Below are 22,211 nucleotides of genomic sequence, written 5' to 3'. Positions count from 1 at the left end.
TCCCCGAGACTGGGTTCGAGCATCGCACGCGGCCGGGAGGAGCCTCATCTGGGCTTGGCCTGGCGATCAGGAAGTCGCGCTCTGCTCGATTTGGCTACGGCGTCCCGGCCGTAGAGGGTGGGATCATGCTCAGCTCCGTCATCGGTGGTGAACGCCTCGCGCCCGGTGCGCGCGTGCACCGGTCAACTAACCCGTCCCGCACCGCCGAGGTGGTCGCCGAGGTGTCCCTGGCGGGCGCCGACGACCTCGTGCGCGCCTGCGCTGTCGCACGCGAAGCGCAGGACGCCTGGCGGGACGTGCCCGCGCCCGTTCGCGGGCAGGTGATCGCCGCGATCGGACGCCTGGTGGAGGCCAACAAGGGGGCGCTGGCGCGCGTCGTCACCCGCGAGGTCGGCAAGCCGTACGCGGAGGCGCTCGGCGAGGTCCAGGAGATCGCCGACACGTGCGCGTTCTTCCTCGGGGAGGGGCGGCGGTTGTACGGGCAGACCGTGCCGTCGGAGATGCCCGACAAGCAGCTGTTCACGTTCCGCGACCCGGTCGGCGTCGTCACCGTGATCACGGCGGGGAACTTCCCGGTCGCGGTGCCGTCCTGGTACATCGTCCCGGCGCTGCTGTGCGGGAACACGGTGGTGTGGAAGCCCGCCGAGTACGCGGCGGCATGCGCGGAGGCGTTCTACGAGGTGTTCGCGCACGCCGGTGTCCCGGACGGTGTCCTGAACGTCGTGCACGCGGACGGCCCGGAAACGTATCGCGGTCTGGAACGGGCGCTCGGCGAGGGTCTGGTCGACAAGGTCGGCTTCACCGGGTCCACGGAGGTGGGGTCGCGGATCGGGGAGCTGTGCGGGCGGCACCTCCAGTCGCCGTGCCTGGAACTGGGCGGCAAGAACCCGATGGTCGTCACCGAGGACGCCGAACTGCCGCTCGCCGTGGAGGGCGCCCTGTTCTCCGGGTTCGGGACGGCCGGGCAGCGCTGCACGTCGCTCGGGACGGCGATCGTCCACGAGTCCGTGCACGACGAGTTCGTCCGGCTGCTGGACGAGGCGACGCGGTCGGCGGTCGTCGGCGACCCGTCGGGCGGCGTCCTGTACGGGCCGATGATCGACGAGCGGTTCGCGGCCGGGTTCGAGAAGGTCCTCGGCTGGATCGAGCCGCACCACACCGTGCTCGGCTCGTCCGCCACCGGCCGGATCACGGCGACAGCGCCGCGCGCCGGGTTCGACGGCGACCCGGCGGCGGGCCTCTTCTACCATCCGGTGATCGTGGACGGCGTCCGTCCCAGCGACGCGCTGTTCACCCACGAGACGTTCGGCCCGATCATCGGCGTCACCAAGTACCAGACGCTCGACGAGGCGATCTCCCTCGCCAACGCGCCCGGCTACGGCCTGTCCGCGTCGATCTACACGACGGACCCGGCGACGGTGTTCGCGTTCCGCCGCCGGATCTCCGCCGGGATGGTGAGCGTGAACAACTCGACGTCCGGCGCGGAGGCGCACCTGCCGTTCGGCGGCAACGGGCGGTCGGGCAACGGGAGCCGCCAGTCGGGCGTCTGGGTACTGGACCAGTTCACCCGCTGGCAGTCGATGAACTGGGACCATTCGGGCCGCCTCCAGAAGGCCCAGATGGACGTCCTGGAGATCACTCCCGATCTCGGTTTCCGCTTGTAGTCGGGTCGGTGGCGCCGCCGATCTCGGCCCGCACGCCCCGGGCGACCTCGGTGAGGCCGCGCAGGACATCCTTGACCAGGGGGTTCGTGTTGGTGGTGCGGCACAGGACGGTGACGTGCCGTCGCGGGGCGCGGCGGCTCAACCGCAGGACACGCAGGCCCGGCGCGGGCACGCAGCCGAGCGCCGGGACGAGCGCGATCCCGAGGCCGCAGCCGACGAGCCCGCACACGACCGCGTAGTCGTTGCTGCGGAACGCGATGTTCGGGGTGAATCCGGCGGTGCCGCACACCCGCTCCAAGGCCTGCGCGCCCGAACTTTCCGGGCGGCTCGCGATCCACGTCTCCGACCGCAGCTCCCGCAGCCGGACGGTGTGCCCGGCGGCCAGCGGATGGTCGCGTGGCACGCACAGCACGAGGTCCTCGTCCATGACGGGCGTCTCCACGATCTGGTCGGGCCAGGCGCGTGGTAACAGGTCGTACCGGTAGACGAGCTGGAGGTCGAGGTCGCCGTCGAGCAGTTCGGGGAGCAGCTCGTCCGGCTCGCCCTCGGCGAGGGTGATCTCGATGCCGGGCCGGACCCGGGACAGCTCCGCCAGCACGCGCGGCAGGATGCGGGCGCTGGCGGTCGGGAAGCTGCCGAGTTGCAGGGCGCCGCGCTCGCCGCTGGCGACGGTGCGCAGCTCCCGCTCCAGCGTGTCGAGCGCCGACAGCACGTCGTTGCCCCGGCTGACCAGCAGGAACGCGGCGCTGGTCGGCCGGACGCTACGGGCCCGCCGCTCGAACAGCACCAGCCCGCAGGCGCGTTCCAACGCGGCGACCTGCTGGGACACGGCGGACGCGGTGTAGCCGAGGTTGCGGGCCGCGTCGGCGAAGGAGCCGGTGCGGACCACCTCGCGCACCGTCTGGATGTGCAGGGGACTGATCATGGGGAGCGCACACCTTGGGGGTGGGGGGCCAGGCGGGTGGGTGACTGGGCGCGTGTGTGGCTGGCGGGGGGGTGGGTGACTAGTCGTGCTTGGGGCGCTTGGCGACCAGCGTGAGGACGTCGTACTTGGCGACGGAGGCGCCCTCCTGGTTGGTGACGTCGGTGTCCCAGCGGACCTCGCCGTAGTCGGCGTCCTCGCGCGGGGTGATCTGCTTGGCGGTGAGGGTCACGGTCAGCTCGTCGTCCGGCTTGACGGGCGCGAGGAACCGCAGGTTCTCCAGCCCGTAGTTCGCGAGGACGGGCCCGGGCGCGGGGTCGACGAACAGCCCGGCGGCGAACGACACGACCAGGTAGCCGTGCGCGACGCGGCCCTCGAAGAACGGGTTGGCCCTGGCGGCGTCCTCGTCGGTGTGCGCGTAGAAGGTGTCGCCGGTGAACCCGGCGAAGTGCTCGATGTCGTCGAGGGTGACGACGCGGGGCCCGCCGACGGCGGTGTCGCCGACGCGCAGGTCCTCCAGGTGCTTGCGGAACGGGTGCTCGTCGGTGACCGTCCGGTCGGTGCCGGGGACCCACCGGCCGGTGATCGAGGTGAGCATCGCGGGCCCGGCCTGCACGGCGGTCCGCCGCATGTGGTGGACGACGCCGCGGATCCCGCCCATTTCCTCGCCGCCGCCCGCCCGTCCGGGCCCGCCGTGCACGAGCGCGGGCAGCGGCGACCCGTGGCCGGTCGACTCCTTCGCGTTCTCGGAGTTGAGGACCAGCAGCCGCCCGTGCCACGGCGCCGTCTCCAGGACGACGCGCCGGACGAAGTCGTGGTCGCCGCTCACGATGGACCCGGCGAGGCTGCCGCGACCGCGTACGGCCAGCTCGACGGCCTGGTCGGCGCCCTCGTACGGCAGGAGCGCGCTGACCGGGCCGAACGCCTCGACCTCATGGGGTTCGGCGCGGGCGGTGTCGTCCACGCGCAGCAGGATCGGCGAGATGAACGCGCCGCGCTCGGCGTCCGCGCCCACGACCTCGACATGCTCGGGGTCGCCGAACACGGCGCGGCCCGCCTCCAGCAGCGCCTTCAACGAGCGCCGCACCTCTTCGCGCTGGTCGAGCCCGGCGAGCGCGCCCATCCGCACCTGCGGGTCGGCCGGGTTCCCGACCGTCACCAGGGCCAGGCGTTCCCGCGCCGCCTCGACGACGTCGCCGATCAGGTCGGCGGGCACCAGCGCGCGCCGGATCGCCGTGCACTTCTGGCCCGCCTTCACCGTCATCTCGGTGACGAGCTGCTTGACGAACAGGTCGAACTCCCGGGTGCCGGGCGTGGCGTCCGGACCGAGGATCGAGCAGTTCAACGAGTCGGCCTCGGCGTTGAACCGCACCGCGTTCCCGACGATCGTCGGATGGGTGCGCAGCAGCCGCGCCGTGGACGCCGACCCGGTGAACCCGACCAGGTCCTGCTCGGTCAGGTGCTCCAGCAGGTCGCGGGGCTCCCCGCACACCACCTGCACGCTGCCCTCGGGCAGGATCCCGGACGCGACGATCAACTCCACCAGCCGGGCCGTCAGGTACGCGGTCTGGCTCGCGGGCTTGATCAGGCTCGGCACCCCGGCCAGGAACGCCGGGGCCAGCTTCTCCAACGGCCCCCACACCGGAAAGTTGAAGGCGTTGATCTGCACCGCGACGCCATGCGACGGCGTGCACAGATGTTGCGCCACGAACGTGCCGCCCCGGCCCAGCGGCTCCACGTCCCCCTCCACCAGGACCGTGTCGTTCGGCAGTTCGCGCCTGCCCTTGCTGCCGTAGCCGAACAGGACGCCGATCCCGCCGTCGATGTCGAACTTGGAGTCGCCCAAGGTGGCGCCCGTCCGGGCGGACAGCGCGTACAGCTCCTCGCGATGCTCCAAGAGATGCGAGGCTAGCGCCTTCAGCAGGGCCGCCCGCTGGTGGAACGTCAACTCGCGCAGCACCGGGCCGCCGACGGCGCGTCCGTAGCGCAGCGCGTCTCCGAGGTCGATGCCCGCCGAGGAGATCCGGGCGACCTCCTCCCCCGTGACGGCGTCGCGCAGTGGCGCGCCCTCGCCGTCCGGGGCCCGCCAAGAACCCGACACATAACTGCGCAGCACGACCACCGGGACCTCCTCGTCCGCATACCTCTGAGTCTTCTTGCCACCCGCGACGCCAATTCACGCCTCGTAGACATGACAGCCGGTACACGCTCCGTTTGTGCACTCCTACGTTGCGCTTCACTCCGCAAGGATGATCTCCGCGCGGCGCCCGACCCGGCGGCATGGTCAATACTCGTGACCATGACATTCACGGCGGACAGCGGACGATACGAGCGGATCCCCTACCGGCGGTGCGGGCGCAGCGGGCTGCGGCTCCCCGCGATCTCGCTCGGGCTGTGGCACAACTTCGGCGACGACCGTCCCCTGGACGTCCAGCGGGCCATCCTGCGGCGCGCGTTCGACCTCGGCGTCACGCACTTCGACCTGGCCAACAACTACGGCCCGCCGTACGGGTCGGCGGAGACCAACTTCGGCCGGATCCTGCGCGAGGACCTCGCGCCGTACCGGGACGAGCTCGTCATCTCGACCAAGGCGGGCTATGACATGTGGCCCGGCCCGTACGGCGAGTGGGGGTCGCGAAAGTACCTGCTTGCGAGCCTTGACCAGTCGTTGCGCCGGATGGGCGTCGACTACGTCGACATCTTCTACAGTCACCGTTTCGACCCCGAGACACCGCTGGAGGAGACGATGGGGGCGCTGGACCGGGCCGTCCGGTCCGGGAAGGCCCTGTACGCGGGCATCTCGTCCTACTCCCCCGAACGCACCGCCGAGGCGGCGGCGATCCTGCGGGAACTGGGCACGCCGCTGCTGATCCACCAGCCGTCCTACTCCATGCTCAACCGGTGGATCGAGGGCGGGCTCCTGGACACCCTCGAACGGGAGGGCGCCGGGTGCATCGCGTTCTCCCCGCTGGCGCAGGGGATGCTCACCGGCAAGTACCTCGGCGGCGTCCCGGAGGGGGCGCGCGCCGGGACGCGGGCGTCGTTCTCGCCGGGCCTGCTCACCGACGACAACCTCCGGCACGTCCGGGCCCTCAACGAGATCGCCAAGGGGCGCGGGCAGTCGCTGGCGCAGCTCGCGCTGGCCTGGTCGCTGCGGGACGGCCGGGTGACCTCCGCGCTGATCGGCGCGAGCAGCGTCGCGCAGCTGGAGGAGAACCTCGCGGCGCTCGACCGGCTCGACTTCACCGCTGACGAGCTCGCCGCCATCGACCGGGACGCCGTCGAGTCGGGCGTCAACATCTGGGCGGCGTCCAGCGCGGAATGATCACAGCGCTCGCCCTGGTGTCGCTGGCCAGCCGGGGTGCGCGCATCGTCGGGCCGTGACGGGGCACGACCAGCGCATGGAGGACCCGAACCGGCCCGACCGGCCCGACCGGCGCGAACCCGAGGACGAGTACTCGGAGTGGCGGGACCCCGACTGGCACGGGCCCGGGTCGCGCGGGCCCTACCGCCACGAGCAGCCGTCGGGACGGGAGCCGCTCACCGCGCGCAGCCCGCTGCGGCTGCGGGCGATCCTGTCCGGGGTGGCGCTGGTCGGGTCGGCGGCGGCCGCGGTCGTGTTCGCCGTGACCGCGCAGCGCGAGGACGACGACGGCGCCTGGACGGCGGCCGCGCTGTGCGCGTTCGTCGCGGTCGTCGCCGCGCTCGACCTGGTCGTGATCGCCCGCCGGGCCCGGCACTGATCACCGCCGGGCTCCCGGAGCACCGGGTCAGTGCCGGTGCACGAGGGCGGCGCCGACCTCGGGGTTGGCGAGCAGGTATCCGATCCGCTCGCGGCTCTCCTCGTCGGTCGGCGTGTAGACGACCATCCGGGTGTCGGGGGACGCGGAGATGTCCATGTTGGTGGTGCGGGTCCGGATCTCCCCCACGGACGGGTACCGGAACTTCTTGGGCGTCGTGCCCGGCAGGGCGACGTCCTGGGACGCCCACAGCCGCGCGAACTCGGGGCTGGCCGCCTGCAACAGCCGGACGAACTCCTTCCAGCCCGGCTCCCCGAGGTGCCTGCTGTAGCGGTGCCGGAAGACCGCGACGAGGGCGGGGCCCGCCACGTCCAGGTCCGCGACGGGGTTGCAGCACGGCGGCAGCGTGAACATCATCCACAGCGAGTTGCGCTCGCATGGCTGCGCCGCCACGAGCTGCGGGAACAGGGCCGCGTAGGCGTCGTTCCACGCGAGGACGTCGCCGCGGCCGTTGGCGACCTGTGCGGGCAGCGGGACGAGCGCGTCCAGGATCCCCTGGAACTCGTCGCACAGGGCGATCTCCGCCCCAGGGGGCGCGGCGTCGGGGACCTCGGCCAGCCGGTACAGGTGCTCGCGTTCGACGCCGTCCAGCCGCAGGGTGCGCGCCACCGCGTTCAGCACCTGCGTGCTGGCGTTGATCGGACGGCCCTGCTCCAGCCACGTGTACCAGGTGACGCCGACCCCGGCGAGCTGGGCGACCTCCTCGCGGCGCAGGCCGGGAGTGCGGCGCCGGGGGCCCGGCGGCATGCCGACGTCCTGGGGCGTGATCCGCTCGCGTCTGCTGCGCAGGAACGCCGCCAGTTCGGTGCGGCGGCGCGGGCCGGCGGTCGTGGTCTCCTCGGTCATCGTCACCTCTCCCACCCTGCCCCCGATCGGCGGCCCGTGCCAGGTGCTGCCAGTACCAGGATCAGCAGACTCTCGTTACCAGTACCCAAGGGCGAGCATCATGCTACATATGACACAAGCAACCGAAACGCGAGGAGTTGTTCCCGCACGGGGGTCGCGGTCGGGTGCCGGCGGGGTCGCGCTCGCCGTCATCCTGCTCGGTCAGTTCATGAGCATCCTGGACACCAACATCGTCAACGTCGCCCTGCCCACGCTGCGCGTGGACCTGGACGCCTCCGGCGCCGGACTTCAGCTCGTGGTCGCCGGATACATCATCTCCTACGCGGTACTGCTGATCACGGGGGCGCGCCTCGGCGACCTCGCGGGCCACCGCCGCATGTACCACGCGGGCCTCGCGGCGTTCACCCTGACGTCCCTGGCCTGCGGGCTCGCGCCGACGACCGGGACGCTCGTGGTCTTCCGCTTCCTCCAGGGCGCCTCGGCGGCGCTGCTGACACCGCAGGTCATGTCGATGATCCAGCGGAACTTCACGGGCGCCGCACGGGCGCGGGCGCTCGGGATCTACGCGGCCGTCATCGCGGGCGGAGTCGTCGTCGGGCAGGTCGCGGGCGGCCTGCTGGTCAGCGCGGACCTGTTCGGCATGGGCTGGCGGACGGTCTTCCTGGTGAACGTGCCGGTCGGGGTGGGGCTGCTGTTCGCCGGTCCGCGCGTCCTGCCGCGTGACGAGGCGCACGAGAGGGCCGGACGGTCGCGCGGCGAGCTGGACATCCCGGGGCTGCTGACGCTGAGCCCGGCGGTGCTGCTGTTCGTCGTCCCGCTGATCATGGGCCATGAGCTGGACTGGCCGCTGTGGGGATGGGCGTCGCTCGCCGCGAGTGTGTTCTTCCTGGCCGCCTTCGTCCTGGTGGAGCGGCGCGTCGCGGCCACCGGCGGGCGGCCGCTGCTGCCGGCGCGGGTGCTGCGCTCGCCGGGGCTGGTGCCCGCCTGCGTCGCGCTCCTGTTCGGGCCGGGAAGCTGGGCGGCGTTCCTGTTCACCACGACTCTGCACCTCCAGGGCGAGTTGCGCATGTCGCCGGTGAAGTCGGGGCTCGCGTTCGTGCCGTGCGTGCTGGCGTTCGGGCTGGTGGGGCTGAACTGGCGGCGGCTGCCGCCGCGGCTGCACCGCGCCGTGATCCCGGTCGGGTTCGCGCTCGCGGCGGCCGGGTACCTGTGCGTCGGCCCGCTCGCGGGTGGCGGCGCGCCCTACGAGGCACTGACGGGGGTCATCGGATTCGGTCTCGGCGTGATGCCGATCATCATGACGGTCGCGTTGACGCACGTCGACCAGCGGGACGCGGCGGACGCCAGCGGGTTGCTCCTCACGGTGATGCAGCTCTCGCAGGTGATCGGGATCGCCACCGTCGGGACGCTGTTCCTGACGCTGTCGGAGTCCAGCGGCTCGACGCGGCACGCCGAGTACGGCACGGGCTGGGCGCTCACCGTAATGGCGCTGCTCGGCACCGCCGCGGGCGTGTTCCTGGCCCGGGGCCGCGTCTCGGGGGCCCACGCCGCTTCCTGAACGCGCATTGACCTCGTATTTCGGCTACCGGCGACTTTTCTGTTTTGGCGTTTAACGACCCGCTTATCGGCAATGTCGAATCACCTGTAGGGGAATTCGTCTCGCACGAACGCCGAGGGCGGGCGCCTACGACGAAGGCGTCGCCGATTCACCGAACGCTGCGCCGGAACGGGGCTCACATGCGCGTGCTCGGAATCTTCACCTCCATCACCACAGGCTCGATCACCACGGGCTCGATCACCACGGTCTCGATCACCACAGGCTCGCACCTCACCGCCGGGCGGCCGCCCGGCGGTGGGCGGGGCCGATGAGGGTCCTCGTCTCCCGTCAGGACGACCTCGGCGACGTGCTGCTCGCCGGGCCCGCCGTGCGGGCGGTCGCCGCGCGCGCCACCGAGGTGGTGCTGCTGTGCGGCCCGCGCGGCCGCCCCGCCGCCGACCTGCTGCCCGGCGTCGACCGCGTCATCGAGTGGCGCGCCCCGTGGCTCGGCCCGGGGCGCGTCCCGGTCAGGCGCGGCGAGATCGACGATTTGACGCGCAGACTCCGCGGGTTCGACCGGGCGTTGCTGCTGACGTCGTCCGGCCAGTCGCCGCTGCCGCTGGCGCTGCTGCTGCGGCTGGCGGGGACACCGTGGATCGGCGGCATCAGCGAGGACGATCCCGGTTCGCTGCTCGACCTGCGGCACCGTCCGGAGGACGACGTCCCGGAGGCGCCCCGGCTGCTCGCGCTGGCCGAGGACGCCGGGTTCCCGGCCGTGGGCGGCGCCCGGCTGCGGGTCAGGAGCCCGCTCCCGGACACCGGCCACCTGACCGGCGGCCCCGGATACGTCGTGCTGCATCCGGGGACGTCGGCGCCCGCGCGGGCCTGGCCGCCGGAGCGCTGCGCCGAGGCCGTCCGGCTGCTGGGCGCCGCCGGTCACCGCGTCGTCGTCACCGGCGACGGGGACGAGAAGGAACTCACCGCGCTCGTCGCCGGGCCGGACGGTCTCGACCTCGGCGGCCGGACCACGCTGCCCGAACTGGCGTCCGTGCTGGCGGGCGCCCGCGCCGTCGTCGCGGGCAACACCGGGCCCGCGCACCTGGCCGCCGCCGTGGGCACGCCCGTCGTGTCGCTGTTCGCGCCGACGGTCCGCGCGGCCCGCTGGGCGCCGTTCGGCGTGCCGATGGCATTGCTCGGCGACCAGCGGGCGCCGTGCCGCGACAGCCACGCCCGCGAGTGCCCGGTCGACGGCCATCCCTGCCTGTCGTCGGTCGGCGCGGACGAGGTCGCCGCCGCCCTGGAGATCGTGATGAGGCGGGAGGCCGCGCCGACGGACGGGGAGGTGATGGACGCCGTTCGCTCACGGGACGCAGACTCCGGGAGGTAACGCGATGAAGATAGCCATGATCTCCGAGGACACCGGCCCCCTCGTCGCGGGACTGAGCGCCGCGCTCGGCCGCCAGGGGCACTACGTCACCGTCTACACCCGGCGCGACTCCCCCGCCCAGCGGGAACGGGTGCGGCTCGCGCCCGGCGTGACCGTCGAGCATGTCCCCGCCGGGCCGCCCGAGCGCATCCCCAGGCAGGAGCTTCTGCCATGGACGCACGACTTCGGACGCCAGCTGGAGCGCCGGTGGGCCGCCGACCCGCCCGACGTCGCGCACGCACACTTCTGGATGAGCGGCCTCGCCGCGATCCAGGCCGCTCAGGCGGCCGGGGCGCGGCGCGTCCCGGTGGTGCAGACCTTCCACGATCTCGGCGTCGTGTCGCGCCGCCACCAGGTCGGGAACACCGGTCCGGCGTCGCGGGTGCGGTTGGAGCGCGCCATCGGGCATGCCGTCGACGCCGTCATCGCCACCTGCTCCGAGGAGGTCGCCGAGTTGGCGGCGATGGGCGTCGCGCACGATCGGGTCCGGGTGGTGCCGTGCGGCGTCGACCTCGACCTGTTCGCGCCCGGCGGCCCGCCGGAAGACGGGCGTCGGCTTGTGGTGCTGTCGCGGCTCGTCGAGCGCAAGGGCGTCGACACGGCGATCAGGGCGCTCGCGAAGGTGCCGGACGCCGAACTGGCCATCGCGGGCGGCCCGCGCGGCGACCTGGACGCCGACCCGAACGTTCGCGCGCTCCGCGAGGTGGCGCGGAACGCGGGCGTCGCCGCCCGCGTGACGTTCCTCGGACGGCTCGACCGTGACGAGGTCCCGCCACTGCTCCGGTCGGCGGGCCTCGTGGTGACGCTGCCCTGGTACGAGCCGTTCGGGATGGTGCCGCTGGAGGCCATGGCCTGCGGCGTCCCCGTGGTGGCGAGCGCCGTCGGCGGGCATCTCGACACGGTCGTGCACGGCGTCACCGGACTCCACGTCCCGCCCCTTGACCCGGACTCGGCCGCCGCCGCGATCCGCGCCCTGCTGGACGACCCGGCACGCCGGGCCGCGATGGGAACTGCGGGCGCCGACCGTGCCCGCGACCACTACTCCTGGACCCGCGTCGCCACCGATGTCGCCGCCGTCTACCGCCATGCCGCCGCGCTGACCGAGCTGGCGGCCTGAGCCGAAGGGAACGCCCATGAACGTCCTGATCACCGGTGGAGCGTCGGGGCTCGGCGCGGCCGTCGCGCGCAGGGTCGCCGCCGACGGCGGGCGCCCGCTCGTTCTCGACCGGCACCCGCCCAAGGACGACTTCGAGCACATGCAGGCCGACCTCGCCGACCGCCGGTGCGCCGAGCGCGCCGTGCACGGCCTGGCCCGCGCCGCCGGGGGCCTGAACGCCGTCGTCACCGCCGCGGGCATCGACGCCCACGGGACGCTGTGCGAGGTGCCCGCCGAGGACTGGGAGCGGGTCGTCCAGGTGAACCTGCTCGGCACCGCCGCCGTCGTCCGCGCCGCGCTCCCCTACCTGGAGAACGAGCCAGCCGGACGCATCGTCACCGTCGGGTCGACGCTCGGGCTCCGCGCGGCGGGCGACGCGACCGCGGCCTGCGCGGCCGAGTTCGGGATCGCCGGGTTCACCCGGGCGCTCGCCGCCGAGCTGGCCGGGAAGGTCGCCGTCACGATGGTCGTGCCCGGCGGCATGGACACCGCGTTCTTCGACGACCGGCCCGCGAGGTACAAGCCGGGCCCGGACGTGACGCTCAGCCGCCCGGAGGACGTGGCCGCGACGATCGCGTTCGCGCTGTCACAGCCCCCGGGCTGCGAGGTGCGGGAGATGGTGGTGTGCCCGTCCAAGGAGACCGCATGGCCGTAACCGCTTCCCCGTAGGCGGGTTCGGTGTCCCCGCGCCGTGACACTTGAGACACCTACCGGTTTACCGTCACGGCGGGATGGGCACAGTCACGTCGCGGCCCACTCGCGAGATCGAAGCCACGTGCCTCGGTCTGCGAGCCTGGGCCGCACCACTTTTCCGGCCCTGGCAGCTGGTAACGCCTGCCAACTGGTAACAGCCTGTCAGCCGGTGACGGCCTGCGAGACGACCATGCCGCAGTAGGCCGCGCCGAGCCCCGCCGCGACGGACGCCACCGCGTTGAGCAGCGCGGGGAGGCGCGCGCCCTCCTCGGCCAGCCGGACGGTCTCGTACCCGAACGTGGAGTACGTGCTGAGGGCGCCGCAGAAGCCCGTCCCAGCGAAGGACATGACGCCAGTGTCGGCGGGCAGCGCCACCAGCAGGCCCAGTACGAACGACCCGGTGACGTTGACGGTCATCGTCCCCCACGGGAACACCGAGTCGTGCCGGGCCTGCACGGCCCGGTCGGTCAGGTAGCGCAGCGGGGCGCCGAGCGCGGCGCCGAGGGCGATGAGCAGGACCGTCATTCGCCCGACTCCCCCGCCCGGCGCTCCGCTCGCCGCGTGACCGCGCGGGTGAGCCGCATCCCGGCCAGGGTGGCGACCAGTGCCGTGACGAGCGTGAGCGCGAGATACGCGAGCGCGACCCGGGGCGCGTCGGCGTCGACCGTCCGCTGGATGTCGACGGCGTACGTGGAGAACGTCGTGAACCCGCCGAGGACCCCCACGCCGAGGAACGGGCGGATCAGCCGGTGCACCTGCCACGTCTCGGTGACGAGGACCATGAGCACGCCGATCAGCAGGCAGCCCGTGACGTTGATCCAGAACACGACCCAGGGGAAGTCGCCGGGCCCGTACGGGAACGCGTGGCTCAGCTCGTACCGGGACAGAGCTCCGATGGCGCCGCCGACCGCGATGGCCGCCAGGGTCTCCCACGGATCACGGCGGAACTCCCGCCGCTGCTCCGGGACACGCAGGTCGACATCTGGGTCGACCGGACGTTCGGCCACCACACGCTCCCCACCGCCGTGCCCCCGCCTCCTGCGAATCTCCCGAGTCTAGCTACGTCCTCCCTATTTGGTGTGGTCCCCGCGCCGCGGACTGACGGACCGATCGTCGGGTAGAGAGGGGGAACCGAGCGATCCCCCCGCCGCGACGGTCGCTCGCGGAAGGGAGATCACTCTCATGACATTGGCGCCGCCCGCGCACCGCTTCGACGATGGCCACACCGAGGTCCTGCTGGCCGAGATGAACCGCCTCGCGCAGGACGACCCCGAACGCGAACGGCTGCGGTCGCGCATCGTCGACCTGCACACCGCGCTCGTGCGCGGGGTGGCGCGCCGGTACGCGGGACGCGGCGAGCCGATCGACGACCTCCAGCAGGTCGCCTACCTGGGCCTGGTCAAGGCCATCAACCGGTTCGACCCCGACGTCGGCGACCGGTTCGTCACCTACGCCTACCCGGTCGTGACGGGGGAGGTGAAGCGGCACTTCCGCGACAAGACGTGGGGAGTACGGGTGACGCGCCGCGTCCAGGAACTGCGGCCGGTGCTGCAACGCACCGTGCAGGAGTTCACCCGTGAGCAGGGGCGCGCCCCCACCACCGCCGAGATCGCCGCGCGCCTGGACATCACCGAGGAGGAGACGATCGAGGTCATCGTCGCGTGCGACGCCTACCGTCCGCTGTCCCTGGAGGCACCGGCGGACGGGTCGCGCAGCAGCGACAACGGCACCGTCGGCGAGTACCTCGGATCCGACGACCCGGCCCTGGACGCGTTCATCGACGGCCACGCCCTCGGCCCGCTGATCGACGAGCTGCCCGAGCGCGAGCGGACGATCCTGCTGCTGCGGTTCTTCGGCAACAAGACGCAGACACAGATCGCCGAGCAGATCGGCCTGTCCCAGATGCACGTGTCCCGCCTGCTGCGCGCCACTCTCGACAAGCTCCGCGCCGGGCTCCTCGCGTAACGCCGCTCCTCGCCTGACGGGCCGGGGCCTCGGTCAGTCGACGTCGACCCAGCCGTAGGTGCGTTCGACGGCCTTCTTCCAGCCCGCGTAGCCGTCCCGCCGCTGCTCCTCCGTCCAGGACGGCTCCCAGCGGCGGTCCTCGTTCCAGTTCTGGCGCAGCTCGTCGGTGGTGCCCCAGAACCCGGTGGCGAGCCCGGCGGCGTAGGCGGCGCCGAGCGCGGTGGTCTCGGCGACCACCGGCCGCGACACCGGGACGCCCAGGATGTCGGCCTGCAACTGCATGCACAGCTCGTTGGCGGTGACGCCGCCGTCGACCTTGAGGACGTCCAGGGCGACGCCGGAGTCGGCGCGCATCGCCTCCACCACGTCTCGCGACTGGTAGCAGATCGACTCCAGGGTGGCGCGGGCCAGGTGCGCGTTGGTGTTGAACCGCGACAGGCCGACGATGGCGCCGCGGGCGTCCGACCGCCAGTAGGGGGCGAACAGGCCGGAGAACGCGGGCACGAAGTACATCCCGCCGTTGTCGTCGACCTGCCGGGCCAGCGACTCGCTCTGCGCGGCGCCGGAGATGACGCCGAGCTGGTCGCGGAGCCACTGCACCGCCGACCCCGTCACCGCGATCGACCCCTCCAGCGCGTACACCGGGGCCTGGTCGCCGAACCGGTAGCAGACGGTCGTGAGCATCCCCGCCTTGGACCGGACGAGCTCCTCCCCCGTGTTGAGCAGCAGGAAGTTGCCGGTTCCGTAGGTGTTCTTGGCCTCGCCGGGCGCGAAGCAGACCTGCCCGACCGTCGCGGCCTGCTGGTCGCCCAGGATCCCCGTCAGCGGGACCTCGCCGCCCACCGGCCCGCCCGGACGGGTCATGCCGTACGGCTCGGGCGCGGACGACGGCAGGATGCGCGGCAGCATCGAACGCGGGACGCCGAAGAACGACAGCAGCTCGTCGTCCCAGTCGAGGGTCTCCAGGTCCATCAGCATGGTGCGGCTGGCGTTGGTGGGGTCGGTGACGTGCACGCCGCCGTTGACGCCGCCCGTCAGGTTCCACAGCACCCAGGTGTCGATGTTGCCGAAGACGGCCTCGCCGTCCTCGGCGTCCTCGCGGGTACCGTCGACGTTGTCCAGGATCCACTGGATCTTGCCGCCCGAGAAGTACGTGGCCGGGGGGAGCCCGGCCCTGCGGCGGATGACGTCGCCCTTCCCGTCGCGTTCCAGGGCGGACGCGATGCGGTCGGTGCGGGTGTCCTGCCACACGATCGCGTTGTAGTACGGACGGCCGGTGCGGCGGTTCCACACCACCGTCGTCTCACGCTGGTTGGTGATCCCGAACGCGGCCAGGTCGGCGTGGGTCAGGTGCGCCTTGTTCAAAGTGGACTCGATGACGGCGCGGGTCCGCTCCCAGATCTCGGTGGGGTTGTGCTCCACCCAGCCCGCCCGCGGCAGGATCTGCTCGTGTTCGAGCTGGTGGCGCGCCACCTCGTTGCCGCCGTGATCGAAGATCATGAAGCGGGTGCTGGTGGTGCCCTGGTCGAGCGCCCCGACGAAGTCGGCCATGGACTGTCCCTTCTGCCTCGTCTGCCTCGCGCGGCTGCCTTGCCCGTCCTGACTCGCGGATCCGTCAGGTGACGTCGTACTCCGGTTCGGGCCCGGTCGGCAGACCCGGCTCGCCCTCCTCCTCCGGAATGTTGCGGCCGACGAGCAGGATGTACAGCCCGGCCCCGACCACGGCGCCGATCATCGGCGCCACGAGCGGGACCCAGAAATACAGGTGTCCGTACTGGTCGTGCCAGGCGTCCGACCCGTACCCGGTGATGTACTGGGCGAGCCGGGGGCCGAGGTCACGGGCCGGGTTGATCGCGTACCCGGCGGCGGAGCCGAACGCCATCCCGATCGCGACCACGACGAGCCCGATGATGAACGGCGCGAGGTTCGCCAGCGGCGGCGCGTTGCGCAGGTCGGTGAGGGCGAGGACGAGGAACAGCAGGATCGCGGTGCCGATCACCTGGTCGCGGAACGCGCCCCACGTGCCGATCGGCAGCGTCCCGTTACCCGGCATCGTGGAGAACACCAGGTGCGTCTTCTGCGTCAGGCCCGGGTCGAACTTCTGCAGGATCTCGCTGTAGTTCCACCGGACGATCAGCGCCGCGACGAACGCGCCGAGCACCTGCGCGAACCAGAACGGCAGCACCTTCCGCCAGGGGAAGCCCTTGAAGACCGCGAGCGCGAAGGTGACGGCCGGGTTGATGTGCCCGCCGCTGATCCGCGCCGACGCGTACACGCCGAGCGTCACGCCGATGCCCCAGGCCCAGGCGATGGCGTCGTGGCCGCCGAGGCTGTCCGGGGCGCCGAGCCCGCTGCCCGCCACCACCTGCGCGACGACGCCCACGCCGAACAGGATCAGGATCAACGTGCCGGCGAACTCGGCCATCATCTCCGCGCCGAGCTGGGAGACTCTCGGGCCTCGTGTCATCTGTCCTCCTGGGTGCCCGGAAGATGATCGTGCCCCGTGATGGTTCCCAGGAGTCGCGGAAAAAACCCGGTCGAACGCGGTCAGTGACCGCGGAACGCCTCCTCCAGCCACCAGGCCGGGTGGGCTCGGGTGACCTTGGCGTCCACGACCATGGGGCGGTCGCGCGGGCCGTCCAGCCACGCGGCCACCGCGTCGAGGTCGGCGGGCCGCCGGACGGTCACCGCCGCGCACCCGAAACCGCGCCCGATCGCGGCCAGGTCGGCGGGCGGGAACGTCACCGTGTCCAGCGGATGCCCGCCGGGACGGAAGTGGTGCACCTCCGCGCCGTACGCCTCGTCGTCGTAGACGACCACGAGCAGGCCGAGCCCGAGCCGGACCGCCGTCTCCAGCTCGCCCACCGCCATCAGCGCGCCGCCGTCGCCGAGCGCGGCGACGGTCAGCCGGTCGGGACGGGCCACGGCCGCGCCGATCGCGGTGGCCAGGCCGAGGCCCACCGCCTGGAACGCCTGGGTGAACACCAGGCCGTCGGAGTCGGGGACGTCCAGGAACATGGCCGGGTAGCCCATGAAATTTCCGGAATCGACGGCGACGGTGCGTTCGCGGGGCAGCATCGCGTCGAGGGCGATCGACAGTGTGCGGGGGTCGATGCGGGGGTCGTCCGCGTCCTCCTCGGGGTGCTCGTCGTAGGGGACGTCGCGCCAGCGGCCCTCGCGGGCGAGCCGGTCGGCCACCTCCGGCGTGCGGTACCCGGTCGCGGTGTGCCCGCCCTCGGCCAGCTCGGCGTCGACGGCGCGCGCCGTCTCGGCGGCGTCCCCGATCAGGCCGAGGTCGACGGGACGGTGCGCGCCGAGCGCCCTGGCGTCGGTGTCGACCTGCACGACCTTCGTCCCGCCGCCGATGAGGGCGCCGTGCCGGGTGGTCCACATGTTCAGCGAGCAGCCCCAGCCGACGATCAGGTCGGCGGCGGCGATCAGCTCGGCCGCGGCGGGGGTGGCGAAGCCGCCGCTGACGTCCAGGTCGAACGGGTCGCCGGTGAACAGCCCGCGCGCGACGGCGGACGTCGCGATCAGCGCCCCGCAGCGGGCGGCCAGCTCGGCGAGAGGCTCGTCGGCGCCGGACAGCCGCGCGCCCCGTCCGGCGATGAACACCGGCCGCCGCGCGGCCCTCAGCACCTCGGCCAGCCGCACGATCGCGGCGTGCGGCGGCACGGGCAGCGGCGGCACCCGCGGCGGGGAGCCGTTCCCGGTGGGCGCGCGGGACGGCGCGAACTCCGGGTGCTCGGCGGCCTGGATGTCCAGCGGCAGGCCGAGCAGGACGGTGCGCCGCTCGGCGACCGCGGTACGGCAGGCGCGGGCGACGTCGGCGAGCGCGGTCCCCGGCGAGTGGACCCGCTCGGGCACGGCGCCGACCGCCGCCGCGATCGCCGCCTGGTCGACGCGGAAGTTGGAGCGGACGGCCGACGCGGCGACCTCGCCGGACACGATCAGCAGCGGCGTGCGGCTCTTGGCGGCCTCGGCGATGCCCGTCACCGCGTTCGTGAGGCCGGGCCCCTGGTGGACCGACACCACCCCGAGCCCGCCGGTGACCCGCGCGTAGGCGTCGGCCATCGTCGCGGCGCCGCCCTCGTGCCGGGCCGCGACGAACGTGGCGCCATGCGCGACCATCGCGTTGGTGACATGGAAGTTGCCGCTGCCGACGACCCCGAAGACCGTGCGGGCGCCGCGCCGCGCCAGCGACTCCCCCACCGCCTCCGCGACGTTCACCGCTCGACCAGCGCGAGCACCCGGGCGGGACTGCCCGAGCCGCCGACGATCGGCAGCGGCGAGGCGAGCAGCACGGCGCCGCGCGCGGGCAACCGGTCCAGGTTCTGCAACTGGGTGAGCCCGTACTTGCCCGCGCCGAGGAAGAACGAGTGGCAGGGGAACGGCGGGTCGAACCCGTGCGCGCCGCCCGCGTCGGTGCCGACGGTCTCCACGCCGAGGCCGAGGACGGGCGTCTCCTCGGCGAGCCACCGGGCGCACTCGGGCGAGATCCCAGGGGTGTGCGGGCCGTTCTCGTCGGCGTTGAGGAAGGTGTCCTGGTCGGCGGAGCGCGCGTCCCAGCCCGTCCGGTAGAGGAACCAGCCGCCGTCGGGGAGCGGGCCGTGCTCGTCCTCCCAGGCGCGGACGTGCTCGATCTCCAGCAGGAAGTCGGGGTTCTCGGCGGCGTGGGCGGACGCGTCCAGCACGACGGCCGGGGCGACGAGCCGTCCGGGCGCGACCTGCGAGACGTCCTCGCCGTCGCGTCCCGTCGCCCAGTGCACCGGCGCGTCGAAGTGGGTGCCGACGTGCTCGCCGGACTCGAAGTCGTTCCAGTACCAGGCGGGACCCCGGTCGTCGTACCGGCTGATCTCCTTGAGCCGGAACGGCACCGTGTTGGCGAACGGCTCCGGCAGTCTCAGGATCGGGGTGCGCTCCGACAGCGGGGCGGTCAGGTCGACGACCTCCACCGCGCCGTCGCGGACGGCGGTGAGCAACTGGGCGAGCACGGACATGGGTCCTCCGGGCGGCGCGCGGACGGCTGAGGGGAGCGCGGATCCCCCGAACGTACCGCAGACGAGCCTGCTCAGAGGGTCACCCCGTGCAGGCCGACCGCCCTTTTCTCACGGCCGGTCACCCCTCCGTCAGCCACGGATACCGGGCCTTGTCGGCGCTCGCGTAGTCGGGGTCGAGATAGATGAAGACACGCTGAATCCTCCAGTCGCGGATCTCGAAGACGTCGCACCACCGTCCGGCGCCCCACTCGGGGACACCGGCGCGCCAGGGGCCGTCCCGGTGCTCGCCGTGGCTGGTGCCCTCGCAGACCAGGGTGTCGGTCCCGGTGAGGATCCAGTTGAACCCGGCGTAGTGGTGCCTGATGGACGTGATCGTCGCGCCGACGTCGCCGAACAGCCGCGCGATCTCCTCCTTGCCGGTGGCGAGGCCCCATTTCGGGAAGTAGACCTGCGCGTCGTCGGCGAACAGGTCCAGGAGCGGCGCGCCGTCGGACGTGACGCCGCCGTTGTCGAACCCCTTGAGGTACTCCAGCGCCACCGACTTGCGCTGCTCGTCCGTCATCGTCTGCCTGCTGACCGCCAAGGGACCCACCCGTCCACTCGCTGTTCCATCAGAGCCGTAACCTCGCGGTTCGACGGTAACGCGGCGTCCGCCTCCGTATCGACCAGGTGGAACAATCCGGGCGAAACACAGGTTAGGGTTGCCTAAGTACTGTGACTTGGATCATCGGAGGACCTGGATGGCGACGGAACCGGCGCGCAAGGGGCGCAGGCTGACCAAGGGGACGGTGCTGCGGACCGAGCACCTCACCCCGCACATGATCCGCGTGATCATCGGCGGTGACGACCTGGCCGAGTTCGGCGCGGGCGAGTTCACCGACCACTACGTGAAGCTCCTCTTCCCCCCGCCGGGAGTCACCTACCCCGAACCGTTCGACATGGACCGGATCCGCGCGGAGCTGCCGCGCGAGCAGTGGCCGGTCACCCGCACCTACACCGTCCGCACGTGGGACCCGAAGGCGGTCGAGCTGACACTCGACTTCGTCTACCACGGCGACGAGGGCCTGGCGGGCCCGTGGGCCGCGGCCGCCCAGCCGGGCGACGCCATCTACTTCATGGGCCCGGGCGGCGGCTACGCCCCCCGCGCCGATGCCGGATGGCACCTGCTCGTCGGCGACGAGAGCGCCCTGCCCGCGATCGCCGCCGCCCTCGAACGCATCCCGGGCGACGCCCCCGCCCGCGTGTTCGTCGAGGTCGCGGGCCCGCAGGAGGAACAGCCGCTGCCGAACCCGGGCGCCGCCGAGATCGTCTGGCTGCACCGCGACGGCGGCCGCGTCGGCGACCTGCTGGTCGACGCCGTCCACGACCTCACCTTCCCCGAGGGCGACGTGCACGCCTTCGTCCACGGCGAGGCCAACTTCGTCAAGGCCCTCCGACGCCACCTGCGGGTCGACCGCGGCCTCCCGATGACCCAACTGTCCATCTCCGGCTACTGGCGCCTCGGCCGCGACGAGGACGGCTGGCAGTCCGGCAAACGCGACTGGAACCGCGAGGTCGAAGAAGAGGAAGCCAAAGCCCTCGCCTAATACCAAGAGGCGCCCTCCGCTCGCTGCGCTCACTCCGGTCGCCTCGTAAAACCCCGCCCGCGCACGTGTTCGTGCGAGGCCCCGTACTTCGACGGCATGGGCGCCGAGCCCCCGCCCCGCGCGGACGTGTTCGTGCGGGTTAGGGGGTGGGTTGGGTTTCTGGGGTGAAGCCGGGGAGCCAGTGTTCGGCTTCGGCGCGGAAGGGGCCCTCGGCCTCCAGTTGGCAGAGGACGCCGCCGCAGCCGGACAGGGCGCGGCTCACCGCCAGGTACTGGGGTGGGAGGCGGAGTTGGCGGGCCAGGGCGCCGGGGCGGAGGTCGGAGGCGAGGCCGATGCCCCGGGCGGTCTGCTCGCGGAGCCATTCGCGGGAGTAGCGGAAGCGTTCGACGGCGAACGGGGCGGCGTGCGGCGCGACGAGGTCGGCGACCTCGTCGGGGTCGACCTGGGCGTCGGGGGCGAGGAAGCCCTCGGCGCGGAGGGCCTCGACGATGTCGGCGGGGTCGCCGAGAGTGCCGATGCGCAGGACGCGGCCGATCGACCACTGGAGGTCGGCGGGGACGCGGGCGGCGCCGCCGAAGTCCAGGACGCCGAGGCGCCCGTCGTCCAGGAGCCGGAAGTTGCCCGGGTGCGGGTCGATGTGGATCAGCTCGCAGCGAGCGGGGCCGGAGAGCAGGAAGCGGAACAGCAGGAGTCCGGCGCGGTCGCGGCGGTCCTGGGGGCCGTCGGCGATGACGTCCGCGAGCGGGGTGCCGTCCAGCCATTCGGTGACGAGCACGTCGCCTGACTGGGCGACGACGGCGGGGACGACGAAGTCGGGGTCGTCGGCGTACGCGTCGTGGAAGGCCGTCTGGACGCGGGCCTCGTCGGCGTAGTCGAGTTCCCTTTCCAGACGGCCTCTGAGGTCGGCGATGACGGGCTTGACCTCGATGCCGGGGAACAGCGGGGTGAGGAGCCTGCTGAACCGCGAGATCTGGGCGAAGTCGCTCATCAGGGCGTCGGCGGCGCCGGGGTACTGGACCTTGACGGCGACCGTGCGGCCGTCGTGCCAGACGGCCTTGTGGACCTGGCCGATGGACGCGGCGGCGGCGGGCCTGTCGTCGAACTCGGCGAACATGGCGTGCCAGTCGTCGCCGAGGTTCGCGGCGAGGACGCGGTGGGCGGTGGCGGCGGGCATCGGGGGCGCCGCCTCCTGGAGGCGGACGAGGCTGGCGCGAAACGGCCCGGCGACGTCCTCGGGCAGCCCGGCCTCGAAGATCGACAGGAGTTGGCCGACCTTCATCGCGCCGCCCTTGAGCTCGCCGAGCACGGCGAACAGCTGGTCGGCCGTGCGGCGCTGGACCTCCAGCGCGACGGCCTCGGCCGGGCGGCCGATGGTGCGCTTGCCGATCCCGAGCGCGGTGCGTCCGGCGAGGCCGAGGGGCAGGCTCGCCAGCTTCGCGGTCCGCGTCACGGCGCGGCGCGGGATGTCGTTCACGTGCCAGCCGTCCCCTAACTGCAATAAAACGGTCATTCGTCCTGAAATGTATAGCGTTCGGGCGCGCGCGGAGATTCCCGCACGGGCATCCCGCGCGCCTCTTCGCGATCGAAAGACTACCGAGGGTGATCAAGGGTAGTTG

The 22,211-nt window shown here is 72.6% G+C and carries 21 protein-coding genes; 10 read left to right on the top strand and 11 right to left on the bottom strand.

Features of this window, described 5'->3' with window-relative positions:
• Positions 1 to 125 precede the first annotated feature (125 nt).
• Complete coding sequence (locus ABD808_RS05200) at positions 126 to 1,664, top strand: aldehyde dehydrogenase family protein (RefSeq protein WP_344890605.1); 1,539 nt, start codon at positions 126 to 128, stop codon at positions 1,662 to 1,664.
• Here the strand turns inward: ABD808_RS05200 and ABD808_RS05195 are convergent.
• Together ABD808_RS05195 and paaZ are read right to left on the bottom strand one after the other, a co-directional pair.
• Positions 1,636 to 2,589, bottom strand: coding sequence for a LysR family transcriptional regulator (locus ABD808_RS05195; protein WP_344890602.1), 954 nt, complete (start codon positions 2,587 to 2,589; stop codon positions 1,636 to 1,638). The two genes, ABD808_RS05200 and ABD808_RS05195, sit on opposite strands and share 29 nt — an antisense overlap.
• A gap of 79 nt (positions 2,590 to 2,668) precedes the next feature.
• Positions 2,669 to 4,708 carry a phenylacetic acid degradation bifunctional protein PaaZ gene (gene paaZ, locus ABD808_RS05190; protein WP_344890598.1) on the bottom strand — a complete coding sequence of 680 codons (2,040 nt, stop codon included), beginning with the start codon at positions 4,706 to 4,708 and terminating at the stop codon, positions 2,669 to 2,671.
• A 177-nt stretch (positions 4,709 to 4,885) separates the two neighbouring features.
• On the opposite strand from paaZ, the gene mgrA reads away from it, so the two are divergent.
• A complete protein-coding gene (mgrA, locus tag ABD808_RS05185; protein ID WP_344890595.1) occupies positions 4,886 to 5,911 on the top strand; it encodes an L-glyceraldehyde 3-phosphate reductase in 1,026 nt (341 codons plus the stop codon).
• A gap of 55 nt (positions 5,912 to 5,966) precedes the next feature.
• Complete coding sequence (locus ABD808_RS05180) at positions 5,967 to 6,329, top strand: DUF6343 family protein (RefSeq protein ID WP_344890592.1); 363 nt, start codon at positions 5,967 to 5,969, stop codon at positions 6,327 to 6,329.
• A gap of 27 nt (positions 6,330 to 6,356) precedes the next feature.
• Here ABD808_RS05180 and ABD808_RS05175 read toward each other — a convergent pair whose 3' ends face one another.
• On the bottom strand, positions 6,357 to 7,232 hold the full coding sequence (locus ABD808_RS05175) for a helix-turn-helix transcriptional regulator (protein ID WP_344890588.1): 876 nt from the start codon (positions 7,230 to 7,232) through the stop codon (positions 6,357 to 6,359).
• A gap of 100 nt (positions 7,233 to 7,332) precedes the next feature.
• On the opposite strand from ABD808_RS05175, the gene ABD808_RS05170 reads away from it, so the two are divergent.
• From ABD808_RS05170 to ABD808_RS05150, 5 genes are all read left to right on the top strand, one after another.
• Positions 7,333 to 8,790: an MFS transporter gene (locus ABD808_RS05170; protein WP_425548888.1), complete on the top strand. Its 1,458-nt coding sequence runs from the start codon at positions 7,333 to 7,335 to the stop codon at positions 8,788 to 8,790.
• A gap of 179 nt (positions 8,791 to 8,969) precedes the next feature.
• Positions 8,970 to 9,101, top strand: a complete 132-nt coding sequence (locus tag ABD808_RS05165) for a hypothetical protein (RefSeq protein WP_344890582.1) — start codon at positions 8,970 to 8,972, stop codon at positions 9,099 to 9,101.
• Positions 9,098 to 10,156 (top strand): glycosyltransferase family 9 protein, encoded by a 1,059-nt coding sequence (locus ABD808_RS05160; protein WP_344890579.1) that lies wholly within the window; start codon positions 9,098 to 9,100, stop codon positions 10,154 to 10,156. The genes ABD808_RS05165 and ABD808_RS05160 overlap by 4 nt, the downstream gene beginning before the upstream one ends.
• A gap of 4 nt (positions 10,157 to 10,160) precedes the next feature.
• Positions 10,161 to 11,312, top strand: coding sequence for a glycosyltransferase (locus ABD808_RS05155; protein ID WP_344890576.1), 1,152 nt, complete (start codon positions 10,161 to 10,163; stop codon positions 11,310 to 11,312).
• A 16-nt stretch (positions 11,313 to 11,328) separates the two neighbouring features.
• Positions 11,329 to 12,006: an SDR family oxidoreductase gene (locus tag ABD808_RS05150; protein WP_344890573.1), complete on the top strand. Its 678-nt coding sequence runs from the start codon at positions 11,329 to 11,331 to the stop codon at positions 12,004 to 12,006.
• 200 nt (positions 12,007 to 12,206) lie between these two features.
• Here the strand turns inward: ABD808_RS05150 and crcB are convergent, their stop codons facing one another.
• Together crcB and ABD808_RS05140 are read right to left on the bottom strand one after the other, a co-directional pair.
• Positions 12,207 to 12,569 carry a fluoride efflux transporter CrcB gene (gene crcB, locus ABD808_RS05145; protein WP_344890570.1) on the bottom strand — a complete coding sequence of 121 codons (363 nt, stop codon included), beginning with the start codon at positions 12,567 to 12,569 and terminating at the stop codon, positions 12,207 to 12,209.
• A complete protein-coding gene (locus ABD808_RS05140) occupies positions 12,566 to 13,051 on the bottom strand; it encodes a fluoride efflux transporter FluC (RefSeq protein ID WP_344890567.1) in 486 nt (161 codons plus the stop codon). The genes crcB and ABD808_RS05140 overlap by 4 nt, the downstream gene beginning before the upstream one ends.
• A gap of 175 nt (positions 13,052 to 13,226) precedes the next feature.
• Between ABD808_RS05140 and ABD808_RS05135 the strand changes: the two genes are divergently transcribed.
• The gene (locus tag ABD808_RS05135; protein ID WP_344890564.1) at positions 13,227 to 14,009 is read left to right on the top strand and encodes a SigB/SigF/SigG family RNA polymerase sigma factor; all 783 of its coding nucleotides are present in this window, start codon (positions 13,227 to 13,229) and stop codon (positions 14,007 to 14,009) included.
• A gap of 33 nt (positions 14,010 to 14,042) precedes the next feature.
• Here ABD808_RS05135 and glpK read toward each other — a convergent pair whose 3' ends face one another.
• The 5 genes from glpK to ABD808_RS05110 form a co-directional block, all read right to left on the bottom strand.
• Positions 14,043 to 15,560 (bottom strand): glycerol kinase GlpK, encoded by a 1,518-nt coding sequence (glpK, locus tag ABD808_RS05130; protein ID WP_344890561.1) that lies wholly within the window; start codon positions 15,558 to 15,560, stop codon positions 14,043 to 14,045.
• A 64-nt stretch (positions 15,561 to 15,624) separates the two neighbouring features.
• The gene (locus tag ABD808_RS05125; RefSeq protein WP_344890557.1) at positions 15,625 to 16,476 is read right to left on the bottom strand and encodes an MIP/aquaporin family protein; all 852 of its coding nucleotides are present in this window, start codon (positions 16,474 to 16,476) and stop codon (positions 15,625 to 15,627) included.
• A gap of 80 nt (positions 16,477 to 16,556) precedes the next feature.
• The gene (locus ABD808_RS05120) at positions 16,557 to 18,239 is read right to left on the bottom strand and encodes a thiamine pyrophosphate-binding protein (protein WP_344890554.1); all 1,683 of its coding nucleotides are present in this window, start codon (positions 18,237 to 18,239) and stop codon (positions 16,557 to 16,559) included.
• Positions 18,236 to 19,009, bottom strand: coding sequence for a cyclase family protein (locus tag ABD808_RS05115; RefSeq protein WP_344890551.1), 774 nt, complete (start codon positions 19,007 to 19,009; stop codon positions 18,236 to 18,238). The genes ABD808_RS05120 and ABD808_RS05115 overlap by 4 nt, the downstream gene beginning before the upstream one ends.
• 118 nt (positions 19,010 to 19,127) lie before the next feature.
• Positions 19,128 to 19,592: a nuclear transport factor 2 family protein gene (locus tag ABD808_RS05110; RefSeq protein ID WP_344890548.1), complete on the bottom strand. Its 465-nt coding sequence runs from the start codon at positions 19,590 to 19,592 to the stop codon at positions 19,128 to 19,130.
• A 157-nt stretch (positions 19,593 to 19,749) separates the two neighbouring features.
• Here ABD808_RS05110 and ABD808_RS05105 point away from each other — a divergent pair, with 157 nt between their 5' ends.
• Positions 19,750 to 20,595, top strand: a complete 846-nt coding sequence (locus tag ABD808_RS05105) for a siderophore-interacting protein (RefSeq protein WP_344890544.1) — start codon at positions 19,750 to 19,752, stop codon at positions 20,593 to 20,595.
• 139 nt (positions 20,596 to 20,734) lie between these two features.
• Here ABD808_RS05105 and ABD808_RS05100 read toward each other — a convergent pair whose 3' ends face one another.
• Positions 20,735 to 22,069, bottom strand: a complete 1,335-nt coding sequence (locus tag ABD808_RS05100) for an ABC1 kinase family protein (protein WP_344890541.1) — start codon at positions 22,067 to 22,069, stop codon at positions 20,735 to 20,737.
• Positions 22,070 to 22,211 lie beyond the last annotated feature (142 nt).

Origin of the sequence: Actinomadura meridiana (assembly GCF_039537545.1) — a bacterium.
In the GTDB taxonomy this organism is placed as follows: Bacteria; Actinomycetota; Actinomycetes; order Streptosporangiales; family Streptosporangiaceae; genus Spirillospora; species Spirillospora meridiana.
Note: the sequence above shows the minus strand (reverse complement) of the source record. Positions and strands in the feature narration are given on the sequence as shown.

Coding starts and splice junctions, on each gene's coding strand:
- ABD808_RS05200 (WP_344890605.1), top strand. CDS start 126: ATGCTCAGCTCCGTCATCGGTGGTGAACGCCTCGCGCCCGGTGCGCGC.
- ABD808_RS05195 (WP_344890602.1), bottom strand. CDS start 2,589: ATGATCAGTCCCCTGCACATCCAGACGGTGCGCGAGGTGGTCCGCACC.
- mgrA (WP_344890595.1), top strand. CDS start 4,886: ATGACATTCACGGCGGACAGCGGACGATACGAGCGGATCCCCTACCGG.
- ABD808_RS05175 (WP_344890588.1), bottom strand. CDS start 7,232: ATGACCGAGGAGACCACGACCGCCGGCCCGCGCCGCCGCACCGAACTG.
- ABD808_RS05170 (WP_425548888.1), top strand. CDS start 7,333: ATGCTACATATGACACAAGCAACCGAAACGCGAGGAGTTGTTCCCGCA.
- ABD808_RS05165 (WP_344890582.1), top strand. CDS start 8,970: ATGCGCGTGCTCGGAATCTTCACCTCCATCACCACAGGCTCGATCACC.
- ABD808_RS05160 (WP_344890579.1), top strand. CDS start 9,098: ATGAGGGTCCTCGTCTCCCGTCAGGACGACCTCGGCGACGTGCTGCTC.
- ABD808_RS05155 (WP_344890576.1), top strand. CDS start 10,161: ATGAAGATAGCCATGATCTCCGAGGACACCGGCCCCCTCGTCGCGGGA.
- ABD808_RS05150 (WP_344890573.1), top strand. CDS start 11,329: ATGAACGTCCTGATCACCGGTGGAGCGTCGGGGCTCGGCGCGGCCGTC.
- crcB (WP_344890570.1), bottom strand. CDS start 12,569: ATGACGGTCCTGCTCATCGCCCTCGGCGCCGCGCTCGGCGCCCCGCTG.
- ABD808_RS05135 (WP_344890564.1), top strand. CDS start 13,227: ATGACATTGGCGCCGCCCGCGCACCGCTTCGACGATGGCCACACCGAG.
- glpK (WP_344890561.1), bottom strand. CDS start 15,560: ATGGCCGACTTCGTCGGGGCGCTCGACCAGGGCACCACCAGCACCCGC.
- ABD808_RS05125 (WP_344890557.1), bottom strand. CDS start 16,476: ATGACACGAGGCCCGAGAGTCTCCCAGCTCGGCGCGGAGATGATGGCC.
- ABD808_RS05115 (WP_344890551.1), bottom strand. CDS start 19,009: ATGTCCGTGCTCGCCCAGTTGCTCACCGCCGTCCGCGACGGCGCGGTG.
- ABD808_RS05105 (WP_344890544.1), top strand. CDS start 19,750: ATGGCGACGGAACCGGCGCGCAAGGGGCGCAGGCTGACCAAGGGGACG.